Annotated in this window: 16 protein-coding genes; 12 read left to right on the top strand and 4 right to left on the bottom strand. The window is 72.0% G+C overall.

Features of this window, described 5'->3' with window-relative positions; all coding sequences use genetic code 11:
• Positions 1–25: 25 nt before the first annotated feature.
• On the bottom strand, positions 26–1,135 hold the full coding sequence (locus B073_RS0122875) for a DUF5937 family protein (protein WP_018540409.1): 1,110 nt from the start codon (positions 1,133–1,135) through the stop codon (positions 26–28).
• A gap of 100 nt (positions 1,136–1,235) precedes the next feature.
• Here B073_RS0122875 and B073_RS48045 point away from each other — a divergent pair, with 100 nt between their 5' ends.
• A complete protein-coding gene (locus B073_RS48045; protein ID WP_018540410.1) occupies positions 1,236–1,589 on the top strand; it encodes a hypothetical protein in 354 nt (117 codons plus the stop codon).
• 161 nt (positions 1,590–1,750) lie between these two features.
• Here the strand turns inward: B073_RS48045 and B073_RS40760 are convergent, their stop codons facing one another.
• Positions 1,751–3,154: a threonine aldolase family protein gene (locus B073_RS40760; protein ID WP_018540411.1), complete on the bottom strand. Its 1,404-nt coding sequence runs from the start codon at positions 3,152–3,154 to the stop codon at positions 1,751–1,753.
• 257 nt (positions 3,155–3,411) lie between these two features.
• On the opposite strand from B073_RS40760, the gene B073_RS0122890 reads away from it, so the two are divergent.
• From B073_RS0122890 to B073_RS0122935, 10 genes are all read left to right on the top strand, one after another.
• The gene (locus B073_RS0122890; protein ID WP_018540412.1) at positions 3,412–4,632 is read left to right on the top strand and encodes a DUF2520 domain-containing protein; all 1,221 of its coding nucleotides are present in this window, start codon (positions 3,412–3,414) and stop codon (positions 4,630–4,632) included.
• Complete coding sequence (gene panC / locus B073_RS40765) at positions 4,629–5,816, top strand: pantoate--beta-alanine ligase (RefSeq protein WP_018540413.1); 1,188 nt, start codon at positions 4,629–4,631, stop codon at positions 5,814–5,816. The genes B073_RS0122890 and panC overlap by 4 nt, the downstream gene beginning before the upstream one ends.
• The gene (locus B073_RS40770) at positions 5,813–7,576 is read left to right on the top strand and encodes an L-aspartate oxidase (RefSeq protein ID WP_018540414.1); all 1,764 of its coding nucleotides are present in this window, start codon (positions 5,813–5,815) and stop codon (positions 7,574–7,576) included. The genes panC and B073_RS40770 overlap by 4 nt, the downstream gene beginning before the upstream one ends.
• Positions 7,573–8,637 carry a carboxylating nicotinate-nucleotide diphosphorylase gene (gene nadC / locus B073_RS0122905; RefSeq protein WP_018540415.1) on the top strand — a complete coding sequence of 355 codons (1,065 nt, stop codon included), beginning with the start codon at positions 7,573–7,575 and terminating at the stop codon, positions 8,635–8,637. Before B073_RS40770 ends, nadC begins: the two co-directional genes overlap by 4 nt.
• A 100-nt stretch (positions 8,638–8,737) precedes the next feature.
• Positions 8,738–9,535, top strand: a complete 798-nt coding sequence (locus B073_RS0122910; RefSeq protein WP_018540416.1) for a type III pantothenate kinase — start codon at positions 8,738–8,740, stop codon at positions 9,533–9,535.
• A gap of 154 nt (positions 9,536–9,689) precedes the next feature.
• Positions 9,690–10,403, top strand: a complete 714-nt coding sequence (locus B073_RS0122915) for a hypothetical protein (RefSeq protein WP_018540417.1) — start codon at positions 9,690–9,692, stop codon at positions 10,401–10,403.
• 59 nt (positions 10,404–10,462) lie between these two features.
• A complete protein-coding gene (locus tag B073_RS0122920; protein WP_018540418.1) occupies positions 10,463–10,642 on the top strand; it encodes a hypothetical protein in 180 nt (59 codons plus the stop codon).
• 169 nt (positions 10,643–10,811) lie between these two features.
• Positions 10,812–11,270 (top strand): BlaI/MecI/CopY family transcriptional regulator, encoded by a 459-nt coding sequence (locus B073_RS0122925; protein ID WP_018540419.1) that lies wholly within the window; start codon positions 10,812–10,814, stop codon positions 11,268–11,270.
• Between the two features lie 9 nt (positions 11,271–11,279).
• Positions 11,280–11,798, top strand: coding sequence for an amino-acid N-acetyltransferase (locus tag B073_RS0122930; RefSeq protein WP_037812412.1), 519 nt, complete (start codon positions 11,280–11,282; stop codon positions 11,796–11,798).
• Between the two features lie 157 nt (positions 11,799–11,955).
• Positions 11,956–12,288, top strand: a complete 333-nt coding sequence (locus B073_RS0122935; RefSeq protein ID WP_018540421.1) for a histone-like nucleoid-structuring protein Lsr2 — start codon at positions 11,956–11,958, stop codon at positions 12,286–12,288.
• Here B073_RS0122935 and B073_RS48050 read toward each other — a convergent pair.
• Positions 12,219–12,899, bottom strand: coding sequence for an SCO3374 family protein (locus B073_RS48050; RefSeq protein WP_078508132.1), 681 nt, complete (start codon positions 12,897–12,899; stop codon positions 12,219–12,221). The genes B073_RS0122935 and B073_RS48050 overlap by 70 nt on opposite strands.
• 496 nt (positions 12,900–13,395) lie before the next feature.
• Between B073_RS48050 and B073_RS0122940 the strand changes: the two genes are divergently transcribed.
• Positions 13,396–15,921 (top strand): ATP-dependent Clp protease ATP-binding subunit, encoded by a 2,526-nt coding sequence (locus tag B073_RS0122940; RefSeq protein WP_018540422.1) that lies wholly within the window; start codon positions 13,396–13,398, stop codon positions 15,919–15,921.
• Between the two features lie 80 nt (positions 15,922–16,001).
• Here B073_RS0122940 and B073_RS0122945 read toward each other — a convergent pair whose 3' ends face one another.
• Positions 16,002–19,208, bottom strand: a complete 3,207-nt coding sequence (locus tag B073_RS0122945; protein ID WP_018540423.1) for an NACHT domain-containing protein — start codon at positions 19,206–19,208, stop codon at positions 16,002–16,004.
• Positions 19,209–19,240: the final 32 nt, after the last annotated feature.

Here is a 19,240-nt window from a genome sequence, read left to right on the forward strand (position 1 = left end):
CGGTCTGTCCGCCCGGCCCCACCCCTCAGCGCAGCACGCCCTCCAGGAAGTCGCTGCCCAGCCGGGCCACCACCTGGAGATCCAGCTGGTGGAGGACGTAACGCCCGCGCCGCCGGGTCTGCAGCAGTCCCGCCTTCTTCAGCACCGCGATATGCCGCGACACCTCCGGTGCCGTGATGCCGAACGTGGTCGCCAACTCGCCCGTCGTGTGCGGCCCGCGCGAGAGAGTGCGGCACAGCCGCATCCGCATCGGGTGGCCGAGCGCCTCCAGCCGCTGCTGGACGAGTTCCAGCGTGGCGTGCGCGGGCAACTCCGGGCTGGCGACCGGGTATTGGAACACCGGACGCCAGCCGGGGGCGTGGCTGAACAGCAGGTGCGGCCAGCCGAACGACGTCGGCAGGAAGGTGACCCCGGGGTCGGCGGGGTCGGCGAAGGCCGTCGTGCGCCCGCCGGCCAGCTTGTCGACCAGGATCCGGGTGGTGCCGCTGCCGTCCTGCGCCTCGTCCAGCGTCAACGCCCGCGAGGTCGCGGTCAGCGTCTCGGCCAGGCCCTTGCGGCGCAGCAGTTCGGTCTTGTGACGGGCGTCGGCGGCCAGTTGGATGCCCACCCGCCGCCAGATGTCCCCGAAGAAGGCGTCCTCGCAGTCCTGGAACAGACGGCGCAGCCACACCCGCAGGCCGTCGGGGTCGGTCAACATCCGGTCCGTGAAGGCTGCTTGGCGCGGGCCGCGGGCCGCCGCCATCTCCCGTACGCGCGCCCGTTCACCGGCGTCGACGAGGGGCGACGGCGTGGGGCGGGTGTACCGGGGCGAGCAGCTGATCTCGAAGAAGGCGGCCACGAACCGCTCGTCGTCGATCTGGTCCAGCTGGTCCAGCTCCTCTGCCAGCGACGCCCCGGGGCGGGCGGGCAGCAGGATGTCGGAGCGGGCGGACCGCCACAGGAAGTCCGCCTCGCACAGCCGGTCGGCGAGGTCGGTCTTCAGTCCGGAGTTGGTCGCGGTGACCCAGCCGTGCAGGCCCGGGTGGTGGCCCGGCTCGGACAGCGCGTGCAGCGCCGCACTCAGCTCGGCCAGCGGCGAGGGCGCGAAGACGAGGCGCTCCGGCGGCAGCCCGGTGATGTCGATGACGTTGGCCATGTCCCCATCATGCGCGAGGCCGTGACCTGCGGTGTCGTCGATTGACGGCTCTCGTCAATCGACGCGCCAGAGGCGGCCCGGCCGCCCCAGAGTGAGAGCCATGAACGCCATGCAGCAGCACCTCCTCGACAGCTACCGCGCCGCCCAGCGAGGCGAGGTCGCTCCGCCCATCCCGGACGCGGCCATCGTCCGCACCGCCCGCGAGATCCGGCAGTGGCGCCGCTTCCAGGCGGTGGTCACCGACCCCGCGGAACGCTGGTGGGGACGTAAGGGACGGCTCGCCCGCAGGGGGGCGGCATGGTTCGGCCGCGGCTTCGGAATCTCGAACGCCGGCCCTGCCGCCCCCTCCCGCCCCGCCCCCGCCCCCTCCCACCCCGCCCCTGCCCACCCCACCCCCGAAACGCCCCACGTCGCGCCCAAGAACAAGCACCACGCAGGAACGCCCTGCACCTGAGCCCCGCCCGCCCCAGACACCGGCCGCACTCGAACGCCCCACAGCGCATCTCCGGCAGGGCCCCGCTACGCCGGGCCCGTCCGGCTGGACGGATGGCGGCGGCGCGTGCCGGCACGGGCAGGCGCCCTCACCCCTCGATTCACCTCACCCCTCGATTCAGATCACTCCTCGATGCGCCGGACGAAGTCGCCCACTGCCGTGCGTATGTCCTCCGCGGTCCATTCGAGTGCCAGGGAGGTGATCGTCACCTCCGTCATCGCCACACTCGGCGGGCCGCCCGGGGTCGGCTCGTACCACTTGCGGAAGAGCGTCGTCCGGGTCTCTTCGGCCTGACGGGTGCCGGCCTCGTTCAGAACCTCCGGCGGGTGGGGCAGCCATACCTGGAACTCGTGGGTGTGCGGCTCCTCGGGGTGCACGCGGAACCACGGCACGCCCGCCTGCGCCAGTCCCTCCCGCAATGCCCGGGCGACGACCTTGGCGTGGGCCGCATACGCCGGCAACCGGGGCAGCTCGCGGTCCAGCCCGACCAGGGCGGCGAGCGCGATCGGCCACTGCTGGAACAGCTGGCCGCCGTAGCGGTGGCGCCAGGCCCGGGCCTCCGCGACGAACTCCTCGGTGCCCGCCAGCGCGGCGCCCGCCATGCCGTTCAGCGATTTGTAGAAGGAGACATAGACGCTGTCCGCGAGGGCGGCGATCTCCGGGAGCGACCTGCCGAAGTGCGGGCCGGTTTCCCAGAGTCGGGCGCCGTCGAAGTGCACCACCGCGTCCAGTTCCCGCGCCGCGGCCACCGTCGACTCCAGCTCCTCCCAGCTGGGGAGGACGTATCCGGCGTCGCGCAGCGGGAGTTCGAGGGCGAGGGTGCCGAACGGCTCCTGGAGGTCGTAGATCTCGGCGGCCGTCGGCAGACGCGGGGCGCTCGTCGGATGCACCATGCGCAATCCGCTGACGACCGCGTAGGCGTCGCGCTCGTGCACCTCCAGATGGGACAGCGGATGGCCGGCGACCGTCGCGTTGCCCGTGCGGCCCGCCCAGCAGCGCAGGGCCACCTGCTGCGCCATCGTGCCCGTCGGGAAGAACACCGCGGCGGCGGTGCCCAGGGCCTCGGCCGTCCGGCGCTCCAGTTCGCCGACGATGCCGTTGTCGTTGCCGTAGAAGTCCGTCCAGTCGTCGAGGTCGTACACGCCGGGGGCGTCGGCGGTCAGACGGGACAGTTGCTCGGCGATGGTCTCCGGTGGGCGGCCGCACAGCGTCCGCAGCGACCCCCGGTAGGCGGCGAACCGCCGCGCCCGGTCGTCCGTCCCGTCCGCCTCGTCCTTCTTGTCCGCCTGGTCGCCGTCCGTCGTGTCGGCGGCGTCGGCGGTGTCCGCGGTGTTCGCGGCGTCGGCCCTTTCCTCGGACCCCGACCCCGACCCCGACCCCGCCCGGGCCCCGGCTCTGGCTCCGGCCACGGTCCCGACCCCGTTGCCGCCCCCGGACCCCGTCCGCTCGCTGCCCGCGCCCGGCAGCTTCCCGTCCTCGGCCAGCTGCTTTCCGGCCTCTGCTGTGTGCTTCCCGGCCTCGGTCATGATCCCCCGCCTCAGCGTCGCCCCGCGCCGTCCGCGCGGGCTGTGGCATCGATCATCACCCCGCCGCGGCCGCCGCCGCGAGCCCTGTGGATAACTCTCCGAATCGAGCCGGAGCGGGGTGTTCCGGCGTTCCGGTTCGGCTCCGAGACCCTCGTCTCACCCTCCGCACAGCTCTCAGGGCGGCGGGGCCTCCTCGCGTAGCATGGCGACGAATCGTCCGGTACCCCTCGCGGACTGGAACGGAAGGCCGTCGCCGCGTGAACCAACATTCCTCCATCGAGGCCCAGGACCGGCCCGCCCGGCTCACCGTCGGAGTCGTCGGGGCAGGCCGCGTCGGCCCCGCGCTCGCCGCGTCGCTGCAGCTCGCCGGCCACCGCCCGGTGGCCGTCTCGGGGGTCTCCGACGCCTCCCGCCGGCGGGCAGGCGAGCTGCTGCCCGGTGTCCCGCTGGTCCCCCCGGCCGAGGTGCTCGCCCGTGCGGACCTCGTGCTGCTGACCGTCCCCGACGACGCCCTGGCCGACCTGGTGAGCGGACTCGCCGAGACCGGTGCCGTACGGCCGGGCCAGCTGCTGGTGCACACCTCCGGCCGTTTCGGGACGGCGGTGCTGGAGCCGGCCACCCGGGCCGGTGCGCTGCCGCTGGCCCTGCACCCGGCGATGACGTTCACCGGTACGTCCGTGGACGTGCAGCGGCTGGCTGGCTGCCCGTTCGGGGTGACCGCGCCCGAGGAGCTGCGGATGGCCGCGGAGGCACTGGTCATCGAGATGGGCGGGGAGCCCGAGTGGATCGCGGAATCCGATCGTCCGCTGTATCACGCGGCGCTCGCGATCGGCGCGAACTACCTGGTCACCCTGGTGGCGCAGGCCAAGGAACTGCTGGCGAAGGCCGGTGTGCGGGCCCCGGACCGGATGCTCGGCCCGCTGCTCGGCGCGGCCCTGGACAACGCGCTGCGGTCCGGTGACGCCGCCCTGACGGGCCCGGTCGCCCGGGGCGACGCGGGCACCGTCGCGGTCCACGTGGCGGAGCTGCGCAAGCACGCCCCTCAGGCCGTCGCCGGCTATCTCGCCATGGCTCGTATGACGGCCGACCGGGCACTGTCACACGGCCTCCTGAAGCCGGAGCCGGCCGCGGAGTTGCTGGACGTGCTCGCCGGGCCGGCTCCCGACGGCGCCGACGCCGGACGATCCGCTGCCGGCCAGGCCACGACCGCCGGAGAGCGGCCGTCCTCCGCCACGTCCTCCGCCACGCCCTCCACCGAGGACGAGCGTGAGCACGACGCCCCCCACGACGTCGACACCCCCGACGACATCGATGCCCCTGACACACCGGCCACCCCAGGCACCGAAGACACCCCGGGCACCGAAGACACCTCAGGCACGCCCAACCCCCCAACATCCCCGGACACTCCGGACAACGACCCCGGCACCCCCGGCCCCTCCGGCTCCCCCAACCCCGGCCCCCACGGAGGCGACTCATGACCTCCTCCCCCGTCAATCCGGCCCCGGACGCCTCCCGAGCCGCGTCCGGGCCCCGGCTCGTGCGCACCGCCACCGACCTGCGGGCGCTGCCGCGCGGCGGCGGTGCACGGGCCGTCGTCATGACCATGGGTGCGTTGCACGAGGGGCACGCCGCCCTGGTCAGGGCCGCCCGGGAGCGGGTGGGGCCGCAGGGCCAGGTCGTGGTCACGGTGTTCGTCAACCCGCTGCAGTTCGGGGCGGGCGAGGATCTCGACCGGTACCCGCGGACCCTGGACGAGGACGTGGTGCTGGCCGACCGAGCGGGCGCGGACGCCGTCTTCGCGCCGTCGGCCGACGAGGTCTATCCGGGCGGGGAGCCGCAGGTCCGTATTTCCGCGGGCCCCATGGGCACCGTCCTGGAAGGCGCCAGCCGCCCCGGCCACTTCGACGGGGTGCTCACCGTCGTCGCCAAGCTGCTCCATCTGACGGCGCCGGACCTGGCGTTCTTCGGGGAGAAGGACGCCCAGCAGCTCGCCGTGATCAGGCGGATGGCCGCCGACCTGAATTTCCCGGTCGAGATCGTCGGCGTCCCCACGGTCCGGGAGGCCGACGGACTGGCCCTCTCCAGCCGCAACCGCTATCTGTCCGGCCCGGAGCGGCGCACCGCGCTCGCCCTGTCCGCGGCGCTCTTCGCGGCCCGCGACCGGCTCACCGCCGAAGAGGCGCTGCGCGCCCGCGCCGCCTCCACCGGGCACCCCGTACAGGACCGCTCCGCGGCGCTGGCCGCCCTCGGGGAGGACCGGGCGGCCGCCGACGCGCACGCCGTCGCCTACGCCGCCGCGGGCCCGCCGCACGGCCCGTCCGTGGCCAGAGCCGCGGCCGGCGCCGTCCTGGAGGACGCCGCCCACCTGGAACCACCGCTGCACCTGGACTACCTGGCCCTGATCGACCCCCGGGACTTCACCGAGGTCCCGGACGGGTTCGAGGGCGAGGCGATCCTCGCGGTGGCCGCCAAGGTCGGCACCACCCGGCTCATCGACAACATCCGGCTCGTGTTCACCGCGAGCCCGGCCCCGCACCCGGACACCGCCCAGGGACGGCACACCGGTCCGCAGGGCCGGCCCGCCACCGGGCCCGCCTCCGGCGCCACACGGAAGACCAGGAAGTCCACCCCACCCCCAGGCCCCCTCGGAGCGACCCGATGACCGCTACCGGAACCGCCGCCGGCCCCGCCGGCATACGTCTCAGCGCCCCCGCCCCCGGATGGTCCATCACGGCCGACGTCGTCGTGGTGGGCTCCGGCGTCGCCGGGCTGACCGCCGCGCTGCGCTGCGCCGCCGCCGGCCGCCGGACCGTCGTCGTCACCAAGGCCCGGCTCGACGACGGCTCCACCCGTTGGGCACAGGGGGGGATAGCCGCGGCCCTGGGGGACGGCGACAGCCCCGAGCAGCACCTGGCCGACACCCTCGTCGCGGGCGCCGGACTGTGCGACGAGGAGGCCGTGCGGACCCTGGTCACCGAGGGCCCGGCCGCCGTCCATCGGCTGATCGCGGCCGGCGCCCGCTTCGACACCGCCCCCGGGGGCGAGGAGATTGCACTCACTAGGGAGGGCGGCCACCACCGCCGCCGGATCGCGCACGCCGGCGGCGACGCCACCGGGGCGGAGATCTCCCGTGCACTGGTCGCCGCGGTCCGCGCCGCCGGACTCCGCACCATCGAGAACGCCCTGGTCCTCGACCTCCTCACGGACGCCGAGGGCCGCACCGCCGGCGTCACCCTGCACGTCATGGGGGAGGGCCAGCACGACGGCGTCGGTGCCGTCCACGCACCGGCGGTGGTGCTCGCCACCGGGGGCATGGGCCAGGTGTTCTCCGCGACCACCAACCCGGCCGTCTCCACCGGCGACGGGGTGGCCCTGGCGCTGCGCGCCGGCGCCGAGATCTCGGACCTTGAATTCGTCCAGTTCCACCCGACGGTGCTCTACCTGGGGCCGGACGCCGAGGGCCAACAGCCGCTGATCTCCGAGGCGGTGCGCGGCGAGGGCGCCCACCTGGTCGACGCGGACGGCACCCGTTTCATGGTCGGACAGCACGAACTCGCCGAGCTGGCCCCGCGCGACATCGTGGCCAAGGCGATCATGCGCCGCGCCCAGGAGCAGGGCACCGAGCACATGTACCTGGACGCCCGCCACTTCGGCGCCGAGATGTGGGAGCACCGCTTCCCGACCATCCTGGCCGCCTGCCGGGCGCACGGCATCGACCCGGTCACCGAGCCGATCCCGGTCGCCCCGGCGGCCCACTACGCCTCCGGCGGCGTCCGCACCGACCTGTACGGGCGGACCACCGTCCCCGGCCTGTACGCGTGCGGCGAGGTGGCCTGCACCGGTGTGCACGGCGCCAACCGGCTGGCCTCCAACTCCCTGCTGGAGGGCCTGGTGTTCGCGGAGCGGATCGCCGAGGACATCGCCTCCACCGGGGCGCCGGCCCCGGCCGCCGCCCCGGTGGAGGCCCGCGCCCCGCTGCCCCTCCTGGTGCCCGAGGCCCGCACCGCCGTCCAGCGGATCATGACCGCCGGCGCCGGTGTGCTGCGCAGCGCGGCCAGCCTCGCCCGGGCCGCCGACGACCTCGACCGGCTCCACCGGGAGGCCGTCGAGGCCGCCTCGGACCCCGCTCCCGCATCTGTCAAGGCCCCCGAGCCGGGTGTGGAAGCCTGGGAGGCCACCAACCTGCTGTGCGTCGCCCGGGTCCTGGTCGCCGCCGCGCGGCGCCGCGAGGAGACCCGCGGCTGCCATTGGCGCGAGGACCACCCCGACCGCGACGATGCCTCCTGGCGACGGCACTTCCGCATCACCCTCGGTGCCGACCGCACCCTGGGTGTCCGCACCACCGAGACCGCCGGCTTCCCGCCGACCGCCGGCCCCGCCCCTCAGTCCGCCCCCCTTCCCGATACGGAGCGCACCCCGTGAGCAGCACCCCCGACCTCCCCCTCCTCCAGATCGGCCGGCCCGGCGCTCTCTCCGAAGGCGGCGGCTGCGGCGACGCCTGCGGGTGCGCCGCCGGCGACGGCGACGCCTACGAGCTGGACCCGATGACCTGCGGCCTCGACCCGGACCTGGCCGCGCTCCTGGTGGCCGCCGGCCTGGACCCCGTCCAGGTGGAGGACATCGCGCACATGGCCATCGAGGAGGACCTCGATCAGGGCGTGGACGTCACCACCGTGGCGACCGTCCCCGAAGACGCCGTCGCCACCGGGGACTTCACCGCCCGTGAGGACGGCACGATCGCCGGGCTGCGGATCGCCGAGGCGGTGCTGTCGGTGGTGTGCACCGACGAGTTCGCGGTCGAGCGGCACGTGGAGGACGGCGAGCGGGTCGTGGCCGGCCAGAAGCTGCTGTCCGTCACCACCCGGACCCGTGACCTGCTCACCGCCGAGCGCAGTGCGCTGAACCTCCTGGGCCGGCTGTCCGGGATCGCCACTCTGACCCGCGCCTGGGCCGACGTCCTCGAAGGCACCAAGGCCAACGTCCGCGACACCCGTAAGACGACGCCGGGCCTGCGCGCCCTGGAGAAGTACGCGGTGCGCTGCGGCGGCGGCGTCAACCACCGGATGTCGCTGTGCGACGCGGCGCTCATCAAGGACAACCACGTCGTGGCGGCGGGCGGCGTCGCCGAGGCGTTCACGGCCGTACGCGACGAGTTCCCCGGCGTGCCCATCGAGGTGGAGGTCGACCGGCTCGACCAGATCCCGCCGATCCTCGCCGAGGGCGCCGACCTGATCCTGCTGGACAACTTCACGCCCGAGCAGACCCGGGAGGCCGTGGAACTGGTCGCCGGCCGCGCGATGCTGGAGTCCTCGGGCCGGCTCACCCTCGACAACGCCCGCGCGTACGCGGAGACCGGCATCGACTACCTCGCGGTGGGCGCGCTCACCCACTCCGCCCGGGTCCTCGACATCGGCCTGGACCTGCGCGAGAGCGACGAGCCGGCCGGCCCCCGGGCCGCCGCCCACGACGACGAGAGCCGCTGACCCCCATGCTGCCGACCATCCTCGGAGGCCCACCCGTCTCCCCGCCCACCACCCCGGGCGAGCCCTTCGTGCGCGACGTGAACCGGAGGCGGCGCGGACCATGCTGCTGACCATCGACGTAGGCAACACCCATACCGTCCTCGGCCTGTTCGACGGCGAGGAGATCGTCGAGCACTGGCGGATCTCCACCGACGCCCGGCGCACCGCCGACGAACTGGCGGTGCTCCTCCAGGGCCTGATGGGCATGCACCCGCTGCTCGGGGAGGACCTGGGCGACAACATCGAGGGCATCTCCATCTGCTCCACCGTCCCCTCGGTGCTCCACGAGCTGCGCGAGGTCACCCGCCGCTACTACGGGGACGTGCCGGCCGTCCTGGTGGAACCGGGCGTCAAGACGGGCGTGCCGATCCTCATGGACAACCCCAAGGAGGTCGGCGCCGACCGGATCATCAACGCCCTGGCGGCCGTCGAGCTGTACGGCGGCCCGGCCGTCGTCGTCGACTTCGGCACAGCGACCACGTTCGACGCGGTCAGCGCCCGCGGCGAGTACGTGGGCGGGGTGATCGCCCCCGGTATCGAGATCTCCGTCGACGCCCTGGGGGTCAAGGGCGCCCAGCTCCGCAAGATCGAGCTGGCCCGGCCGCGCAGCGTCATCGGGAAGAACACCGTCGAGGCGATGCAGTCCGGCATCCTCTACGGCTTCGCCGGCCAGGTGGACGGCGTGGTGCAGCGGATGGCCCGGGAACTGGCCGACGACCCGGACGACGTGACGGTGATCGCCACGGGCGGGCTGGCCCCGATGGTGCTCGGCGAGTCCTCGGTGATCGACGAGCACGAGCCCTGGCTGACCCTGATCGGCCTGCGGCTGGTGTACGAGCGGAACGTCGGGCGCCTGTGACGGGGCGGCGGTGGACGGGCGCGGCGGTTGCGTACTGGCGCGCCCGTGTGACAGGCGGCCCGCTGCCGCGCCATTGCGTGGCGAATTAAGCGGCTTTTGTCCGAATAGGTCGTAAAGTCGCCCCATGCCAATGCCATACGGATCCCGCGGCGGCATGGCCTTCGGCGCCGATGAGTTGCGTGTGCTCCGTCGCGCCCTCGCCCATGCCCTCCAGACGACCTCCTCCGCCGCGCCCCAGGGCGACTCCGGCGCGGACGCGTCGCAGGACGTCCAGGAATACCTCCGGCTGGCCGAGGCGGTGGACGAGGCGGTCCGCGAAGGCGCCCGCCTGCGCGCCTTCCTGCTCGCCGACCTCGCCCGCTACCGCGACGCCCTGCCCGGTGCCGCCGCCGGCTATCTCACCCGGCTCAAGGAGGCGCTGGCGGCCGGCCACGTCCCCGCCCCCGACGACCTCGCCGCACTGCGCTCGCTGCTCGCCCGGCCCGCCGCCGAGACCGAGCGCAAACGCCGCAGCGCCCTGCTGCGGCACTGCGAGCGAGTGGCCGACAAGTCCGTACGGGCCCGCCTGCGCGCGCTGCCAGGCGGCCGCTCAGGCGCCTCCCCGGACGCCCCGGCGGGCGGCCGCACCGGCAGCCGGCCGCGGCCGTCCGCCACCGCCTCGCGCGGCGGGGTGGACTCCGGGGCGGAGTCGGGCGCGGAACCCGGCGCGGAACCCAAGCGCGATCCCCGGAGGGAGCCCCGCCGGGAGCCGCCCAAGCCCGCGCCGCGCCCCAAGGCGCCACGGCCCGACCGCCCCATCCCTACGCCCGGTGAGGTCTTCCCGCCCCGCCGGAAGCCCGCCCCGCCCCCGGAGACCCGGACCGCCTGAGCGCTGCGTACTCTGGCTGGGTATCGTCGCGGGCACACGCCTTGAAGGAGGCCCATGCCATGGATTACGTCGCCGCGCTGCTCCCGCCCGTAGTGATGGCCGTTGCCTTCACCTGCCTGATCGTCACGATGGTCAAGAGCCAGGGCGGCCAGAACAAGTCGAAGGAGGACGCGGCCGTCGACGAGGCGTTCGCCCGCGCCGAGGCCGCCGGACGGGACCCCAAGCCCTTCGGCGCCTGAACCTCCGCCATTTCCGGCGGACCACCCGCACAGTACGGCCCGGGATTGCCCGTCCCGGGCCGTACTTCCTTTTTCCGGACCAAACGCAACGAGATCAACCGGCATTCGCGACATCTCCCACTATTCTTCTTGTGTGCCGAGACGCTTGGGTGATCTGGAAGACGCGGTGATGACGCGGGTGTGGGAGTGGAACCGCCCGGTCACCGTTCGAGAAGTTCTGGAGGATCTCCAGAAGGAACGGTCGATCGCCTACACCACCGTCATGACCGTATTGGACAACCTCCATCAGAAGGGCTGGGTGCGCCGCGAAGCCGAAGGCCGCGCCTATCGATATGAGGCGGTCTCCACTCGCGCCGCCTACTCGGCCGCACTGATGAACGAAGCGTGGTCCGCCAGTGACAACCCCGCGGCCGCGCTGGTGGCCTTCTTCGGCATGATGTCGCCGGAACAGCGGCATGCGCTCCGCGATGCCGTGCGGATGGTGCAGGTCGACGATCCCGCCGACGCAGAGGAAGAACAGCCGGCGGCCCGGGAAGGCGCCCGGGAAGAACAGCCGGAAGCCGCCGAGGAAGCGCCGGCCGGCGAAGGAGATGAACCCGGAGCGGGGGCCGGCGGCAAGGGGCGATAGCGTCCGGGCATGCCAGCGCATTCAAAAGGGCTCACCGTCCGCCGGGCCCGGACCAGCGATGTACCGGCCGTACGTCGCCTCATCGACGCCTACGTGCGCGACGGGATCCTGCTCGACAAAGCGACCGTCACGCTTTACGAGGACATCCAGGAGTTCTGGGTGGCCGAGCGGGACGCCGACGCCGAGGTCGTCGGCTGCGGAGCACTGCACGTCATGTGGGAGGACCTGGCCGAGGTCCGTACCCTGGCGGTGGACCGGAGGGTGCTGGGCACCGGGGTCGGCCACCAGGTCCTGGACAAGCTGGTCGCCACCGCGCGGTGGCTGGGAGTGCGGCGAATTTTCTGCCTCACCTTCGAAGTCGACTTCTTCGCCAAGCACGGCTTCGTGGAGATCGGCGAGACTCCCGTAGACGGGGATGTCTACAGCGAACTGCTGCGTTCCTATGACGAGGGCGTTGCGGAGTTCCTGGGCCTCGAACGAGTGAAGCCCAACACCCTGGGCAACAGCCGCATGCTTCTGCACCTGTGATCAGCGTTCTATGTCCGAATCGCTCCCCTATCTCATGGCTGCGGAAGCATGCGTTCCCCGCTCTGTGGGCAAGTGAACCCTACCCAAGGGTTTGTGTTTTTCCCGGAAAAGCGGTTTGCTTTCCGTCGTAATCCACATTCGATGAAAGGGAATCCTGGTGGCACAGAAGGTTCAGGTTCTTCTTGTCGACGACCTCGACGGTGGCGAGGCCCACGAGACCGTCACGTTCGCTCTCGACGGTAAGTCCTACGAGATCGACCTCTCCGACGCCAACGCGGACAAGCTGCGCGAGTCGCTGGCCGACTTCGTGAAGGCCGGCCGCAAGACCGGTGGCCGTTCCGCCGGCCGCGGCAAGGCCCGTGCGGCGTCCGCCGGCTCCCCGGACACCGCGAAGATCCGTGCCTGGGCGAAGGAGAACGGCTACAACGTGAATGACCGTGGCCGCGTCCCCGCCGACATTCGCGAGGCATTCGAGAAGGCCAACGGCTGATCGCCGTACGCGCGATCCGATTGGCGATTACGAGCACGCACCAACCGGGCCCGGAGGCACTCAGTGGCCGCCGCGCTCACGAGCCGTACGAGGTCGGGGGCGCCCCCACCGTCCCCGATTCCTGTCCCGAACCCCGTGGTGGGCAGGCGATTTTCCGCCTCGTACCCAGGCCGGGGAGGCCGCACCCATCCCGCGGCCTCCCGCGCGCCGCAGCCGCCGGCCGCCGGGCCCCCTGAGGGCGGCGCCGGTGCAGGCATCCGGCCCCCGGCCCCGCGGGCCGTGAGATCCCCCGCGAGCGTGCCCCACTCCAGCCATTCCAGGATTTCCGGCAGCTCCTCCGCGCCACCGGCCGCGATCAGCAGGAGCAGTTTCGGCCGATCCGCCGCCCGTTTCCCGCCCGGTGCGGACCGCAGCAGCGCGACCGGGCCGGTGCACGGCATCCGCCGCAGCACCGCACGCCCCGCGTCCGCGGGCATCTCCAGGACGTCGAAGCGCAGCCCCGTGAGCAGCTCCACCGGCTCCGTGCCGGTGGTCGGCCAGCCGAGCTCGTCCTCGTACCACCGGCGGACGGCGGAGAAGGGGGAGCGGGGTCGCGGGAGTGCGCGGGCCATGTCCGGTGCAACTGCCGCCCCCATGGAAGGTTACGGAGGGTGGGCAGAGAGTTGCGTTCCGTATATAGCGGAGGGTGTGTGGAGGCATTCCGCGAGGTGCGGGTGTTCGCCCGTAGCGGAGGGAAAAGGGCCGCGCCGCATGGAGTGTCAGTGGCGGCGGGTAAGACAGTCTCAGTGGGAAGAGACGCTGTGACCGGCGCCCTCGGCAGTTCGCCGCCGCCTTCGGCCGGCGGCGGGCGGTGTGTCGGCAAGGCTCGCGTTCGCCACGGGCGTAGTGGCGGCATGCGTATATGCCTGGCCTGCGGGAACATCGTCTCGCACCATCGAGTTGGAGCAGATGTCAGCTGTTCGGCAGTAAATTTCCCCGTCGGAGCGGGGTGATCCGGACGGGTGTCGGCAGTTGGAATGAGCTGTCCCGCCCTGCGGGACTAGCATGCGGAAGGACAGGGAGGGGACCGACCCCTTACTGCCTGACCGCTCTGAGGAGCGATTAACGATGTTCGAGAGGTTCACCGACCGTGCGCGGCGGGTTGTCGTCCTGGCTCAGGAAGAAGCCCGGATGCTCAACCACAACTACATCGGCACCGAACACATCCTCCTGGGTCTGATCCACGAGGGTGAGGGTGTCGCCGCTAAGGCCCTGGAGAGCCTCGGCATTTCGCTCGAGGCGGTCCGCCAGCAGGTGGAGGAGATCATCGGCCAGGGCCAGCAGGCCCCGTCCGGCCACATCCCCTTCACGCCCCGTGCCAAGAAGGTCCTGGAGCTGTCGCTCCGCGAGGCCCTCCAGCTCGGCCACAACTACATCGGCACCGAGCACATCCTGCTCGGCCTGATCCGCGAGGGCGAGGGCGTCGCCGCCCAGGTCCTCGTGAAGCTGGGCGCCGATCTGAACCGAGTGCGGCAGCAGGTCATCCAGCTGCTCTCCGGCTACCAGGGCAAGGAGGCCGCCACCGCCGGCGGCCCCGCCGAGGGCACGCCCTCGACCTCCCTCGTCCTGGACCAGTTCGGCCGCAACCTCACGCAGGCCGCCCGGGAGACCAAGCTCGACCCGGTCATCGGGCGCGAGAAGGAAATCGAGCGGGTCATGCAGGTGCTGTCCCGCCGCACCAAGAACAACCCGGTCCTCATCGGCGAGCCCGGCGTCGGCAAGACGGCGGTCGTCGAGGGCCTGGCCCAGGCCATCGTCAAGGGCGAGGTGCCCGAGACCCTCAAGGACAAGCACCTCTACACCCTCGACCTGGGTGCGCTGGTCGCCGGCTCCCGCTACCGCGGTGACTTCGAGGAGCGCCTGAAGAAGGTCCTCAAGGAGATCCGCACCCGCGGCGACATCATCCTGTTCATCGACGAGCTGCACACCCTGGTCGGCGCGGGCGCCGCCGAGGGCGCCATCGACGCGGCCAGCATCCTCAAGCCCATGCTGGCCCGCGGCGAGCTGCAGACCATCGGTGCCACGACGCTCGACGAGTACCGCAAGCACCTGGAGAAGGACGCGGCCCTGGAGCGCCGCTTCCAGCCGATCCAGGTCGCCGAGCCGTCGCTGCCGCACACCATCGAGATCCTCAAGGGCCTGCGGGACCGCTACGAGGCGCACCACCGGGTGTCCATCACGGACGCCGCGCTGGTCGCCGCGGCCACCCTGGCCGACCGCTACATCTCCGACCGCTTCCTGCCGGACAAGGCGATCGACCTGATCGACGAGGCCGGTTCCCGGATGCGGATCCGCCGGATGACCGCGCCGCCGGACCTGCGCGAGTTCGACGAGAAGATCGCCGACGTCCGCCGCGAGAAGGAGTCCGCGATCGACTCGCAGGACTTCGAGATGGCCGCCGGCCTGCGCGACAAGGAGAAGCAGCTCCTGGCCGCGAAGGCGAAGCGGGAGAAGGAGTGGAAGGCCGGCGACATGGACGTCGTCGCCGAGGTCGACGAGGAGCTGATCGCCGAGGTCCTGGCCACGGCCACCGGCATCCCGGTCTTCAAGCTCACCGAGGAGGAGTCCAGCCGGCTCCTGCGGATGGAAGACGAGCTGCACAAGCGCGTCATCGGCCAGAAGGACGCCATCAAGGCGCTCTCGCAGGCCATCCGCCGCACCCGCGCGGGTCTGAAGGACCCCAAGCGTCCCGGTGGCTCGTTCATCTTCGCCGGCCCGTCCGGTGTCGGTAAGACCGAGCTGTCCAAGACCCTCGCCGAGTTCCTCTTCGGCGACGAGGACGCGCTGATCTCCCTCGACATGTCGGAGTTCAGCGAGAAGCACACGGTGTCGCGGCTCTTCGGTTCGCCCCCTGGCTACGTGGGCTACGAAGAGGGCGGCCAGCTGACCGAGAAGGTCCGCCGCAAGCCGTTCTCCGTCGTCCTCTTCGACGAGGTCGAGAAGGCCCACCCGGACATCTTCAACTCGCTGCTGCAGATCCTGGAGGACGGTCGCCTGACCGATTCCCAGGGCCGGGTCGTGGACTTCAAGAACACGGTCATCATCATGACCACCAACCTCGGCACCCGGGACATCTCCAAGGGCTTCAACCTGGGCTTCGCCGCCCAGGGCGACGTCAAGACCGGCTACGAGCGGATGAAGGCCAAGGTCAACGAAGAGCTCAAGCAGCACTTCCGGCCCGAGTTCCTCAACCGTGTCGACGACACCGTGGTCTTCCACCAGCTGTCGGAGGAAGACATCATCCAGATCGTCGACCTGATGATCGCCAAGGTGGACGAGCGGCTCAAGGACCGCGACATGGGCATCGAGCTCAGCAGCGAGGCCAAGTCGCTGCTGGCCAAGCGCGGGTACGACCCGGTGCTCGGCGCCCGTCCGCTGCGCCGCACGATCCAGCGCGAGATCGAGGACGCCCTCTCGGAGAAGATCCTCTTCAACGAGCTGCGTCCGGGCCACATCGTCGTCGTCGACGTGGAGGGCGAGGGCGAGTCCGCCAAGTTCACCTTCCGCGGCGAGGAGAAGTCGGCGGTGCCGAGCGCCCCGCCGGTGGAGTCCGCGACGGGCGGGTCGGGTCCCAACCTGAGCAAGGACGCGTAGTCCGTATCTGAGACACGCAGCCGCCCCGGAACCGTTCGATCGACGGTTCCGGGGCGGTTTTGTGTGCGTCCTGCGCCCTCTTATGCGCGGGGGCGGGGGAAGAGGGTGGTGTTGAGGTGGGGCGGGAGGGGGTGGTCGGGGGACGGGGCCAGGTTGGAGAGAAAGAGGCTCTGGAGGGCAGGGAGGGTCTCCACGGGGGAGAGGTCGATCTGGCCGCCGATCAGGCCGTAGAGCTGGAGCTTGCGGATGCTGGGGAAAGCCGGGAGAGCGGTGCGCAGCAGTGCGCCGAATTCCGTGGCGGGGCGGCGTCCCGTGTTGACGAGACTAAGGGTTTCCACCTGGGGAAGCTCCTGGCCAGGGGCAATGCGCAGGGCGGCCTCCCCCTCTGCCAGGCCGAAGGAGAAGAACTTCAGGCCGGGGAGGCCGGCGAGGGTGCGCCATTTCTCCTCGGCGGATTCGTTCGTGAGGCGTTGTAGTTGCAGGCTGCGCAGTGGCCAGGACGCGAGGCGAGCGAAGTCCGGGCGAATGCGTTGCCCCAGGGTGAGGAGCTGCAGCGGGGCATGCAGGGGGAAAGCGTCCAAGCCCTCCGGTGGGAGCGGCGCGAGGAGGGACAGGGAATGCAGGTGAGTGAGGCCGTCGAGTCCGCGTGGGGTGCGTACGACGTTGACGTCCCCGCTGATGCCCAGCGAGTCCAGGCGTAGGTCCCTGAGCGGGGCGAGGCTTTCTACGGCAGGGCAGTCTTGGAGGGTGAGTGATTTCAGCGCGGGGAAGTCCTTGAGGAACGCGAGATCGCTGATCTCCGGGTTGTTGGTGAGCGCAAGATGGGTGAGCTGTGCCGGGTGCAGGCCGTCGCGAAGTTCCCGGGCAGTGAAAGAGCCGTTCATGGTCGTGCGGGGACGGCCACCGAGGGCCTTCAGGGCACGTAGTTCGGCAGTGCTGTTGACGGTGACGATCACGTCGGTACCGATGTGCTGGATGATCTCCTCGGCATAGCGGCTGGCTTCGAATGCCGACCAGTGAGTGCCCAGACGATTCCGGACATTGAAGTCGGGGTGGCTGCGAAAGCGCTTGATGCATTCCAGTGCCGCGTCGGAACCGATGGCGGCGGCGGTGGCCACCACTTCTTGTGCCTCGTCGTTCTCCAGGCCGTCCGGGCCGGGGAGGAGTTCCAGGACGATCGGCCCCACCTGTGCGAGCAGTGTCGACTCGCCACGGGTGCGAGGCGGCAAGACCTCTCGTACGCGGACGTTGACCTCCTCACGCACGCCGGGGTCCAGCTCCGTCGCATGCTCCAGGCACGCCATGGCGAGCACGTGGACGCGGAGGCGCACACCTGGTTCTTTGATTCCGTCACCCTTAGCAACCAACTCCCGTAGGAATTCCGCCCGTTCACGCGGCCTGGCATGGGCCACGGCCATGCGGATCACGTCCTCCCACTGGGACTCGCCGGCGTGCTGGACCAGCAGGCCGAAGTCGCCCTCCTCCACGGCGGCCTTGGCGCCCAGGTAGTCCTGGAAGGTGCGGTGGATGAAGTCCACGGTGCCGGGGGCCGGTTCGCGCAGGAGGCCGCTGCGGTGGAGGAGGTGGCGGAAGACGGCCGGGGCGGGGCCCTGGGAGGCCGCGGCGGGGACGGCCGGGAGGATGTCGGCCAGGATGCGTTCGGCGCGGTCGCGGTCGAGTTCGGTGCGGCCGTTGCGGATCAGCCAGTAGGCGAGGCGCTGCAGGAGCTGGATCTGCGGTTCGTCGGCCAGCTCGATGCCGTCCGGGCCGCGCATGTCGCGTTCCCGGTCGCGGCGGGAGAGCAGCATGCTCAGGGCGGCGTCGTAGAGCTCCTTGCGGCCGTGCGGGAGGTAGCCGCGGCGGTCGCGGTGCAGGGCGCAGATCAGGCCGCACATCAGGGGGTTGGTGGCGAGGCGGCCGAGGTCGGGCTTGGTGCGGACGGCGGTCAGCAGGGACTGCTCGTAGGCGTCCAGACGGTCGGGGTCGTCGGCGTCGTGGCGGGCGGCGCGGTGCCAGCGGGCGATGAACGCGGCGACCTCGTCGCGGCTCATGGGGGAGAGGGTCAGTTCGTCGAAGCCTTCGGGGGCGAGCCAGTCGTCGCGGACCGCGGAGGGGCGGGTGGTGGCCAGCCAGAGGTTGCCGGGGAAGGCGTCGAGGAGGTCGCGCAGCCAGCGGCGGGTGGCCTCGCGCTCGCGTTCCGGGATCTCGTCCAGGCCGTCGACGAGGAGGAGCGCGCGGCCGGCGGTCAGGACGCGGTCGGCCCAGCCGGTGGGCTGGGTGCCGGAGACCGGGCAGCCGGTGGCCGCGAGGAAGCGGTCCGGGGTGGGCAGGGCGGCGCCGGCGCGGGTGAGGGTGCGCAGCGGGAGGACGAAGGGGATGCGGCCGTAGAGGTGGGGGAGGGCGGTGGTGCCGAGGGGTTTGGTGCAGGAGACGGCGAGCCACTGGACGAGGGTGCTCTTGCCGGAGCCGGCGACGCCGCGGAGCAGGACGTGGTCGCGTCCGGCGAGGGCCTGGTCGGCCGGGACGGGCGCACGCGGCGGCAGGTCCTCGAACGGGTCCTCGGCGCGGCCCGGGCCGGCCGCCTGGAGGCTCATGTAGGCGGCGTCGAGGGGCCAGCGGTCCGGGGAGTTGTGCAGGTCGATGCCGTAGATCGTCAACCGGCCGTGCTTGCGGGCGAGATGGGCGAGATAGGTGTGCTCGAAGGCGAGGTCGGCGGCGCGGGGGGAGGGGTGGTCCGCGAGGAAGGTGTCGATCTTCGTGACCAGGGTGTCCAGGGTGCGGCTCTGCTGGACGAGGGTGCGCGCGACGAAGGTGGAGCGCTGGGTGAAGAAGTGGATGACGTGCAGGCAGGCGGTGGTGAGAAGGGTGTGGTGGAGGAGTTCGGCGTCCCGGGAGAGCTCGCGGGTCGACTGAGGGGCGGCCGCGCGGAGTTGGTCGGCGAGGGCGGCGGGGCCCAGGTGGACGGCCTGGATGTCCGCCATCGCGAGGGTGCCGAGGGCGGCGAGGGTGGTGGCCAGGGCGGCGGCCACCGCGGGCTCCTCGTCCTCGGAGACCGGGCGCTCGCCGGGCGCCGCCGCCCGCACGGCCCGGCGGACCAGCTCGGCGGCGAGCTTGTGGAGATCCTGCTCGCTGAGGGTGCGCCGCTCGCCTCTGAAGGAGACGAGGGCGGAGATCCGGACCGGGGCGTCGACGAGGCCGGCGCCCGGGCCCTCCTGCACGAAGAGTTTCCTGACGAGCGGTGCGACGACGCTGGACGCGAGCCGCGCACCCAGTGCTGACGGGTCCATCTGCGGTCCGTTCCCCCCTGGCCCCGGCAACC

The sequence above is a fragment of the Streptomyces sp. MspMP-M5 genome, assembly GCF_000373585.1.
Taxonomy (GTDB): domain Bacteria; phylum Actinomycetota; class Actinomycetes; order Streptomycetales; family Streptomycetaceae; genus Streptomyces.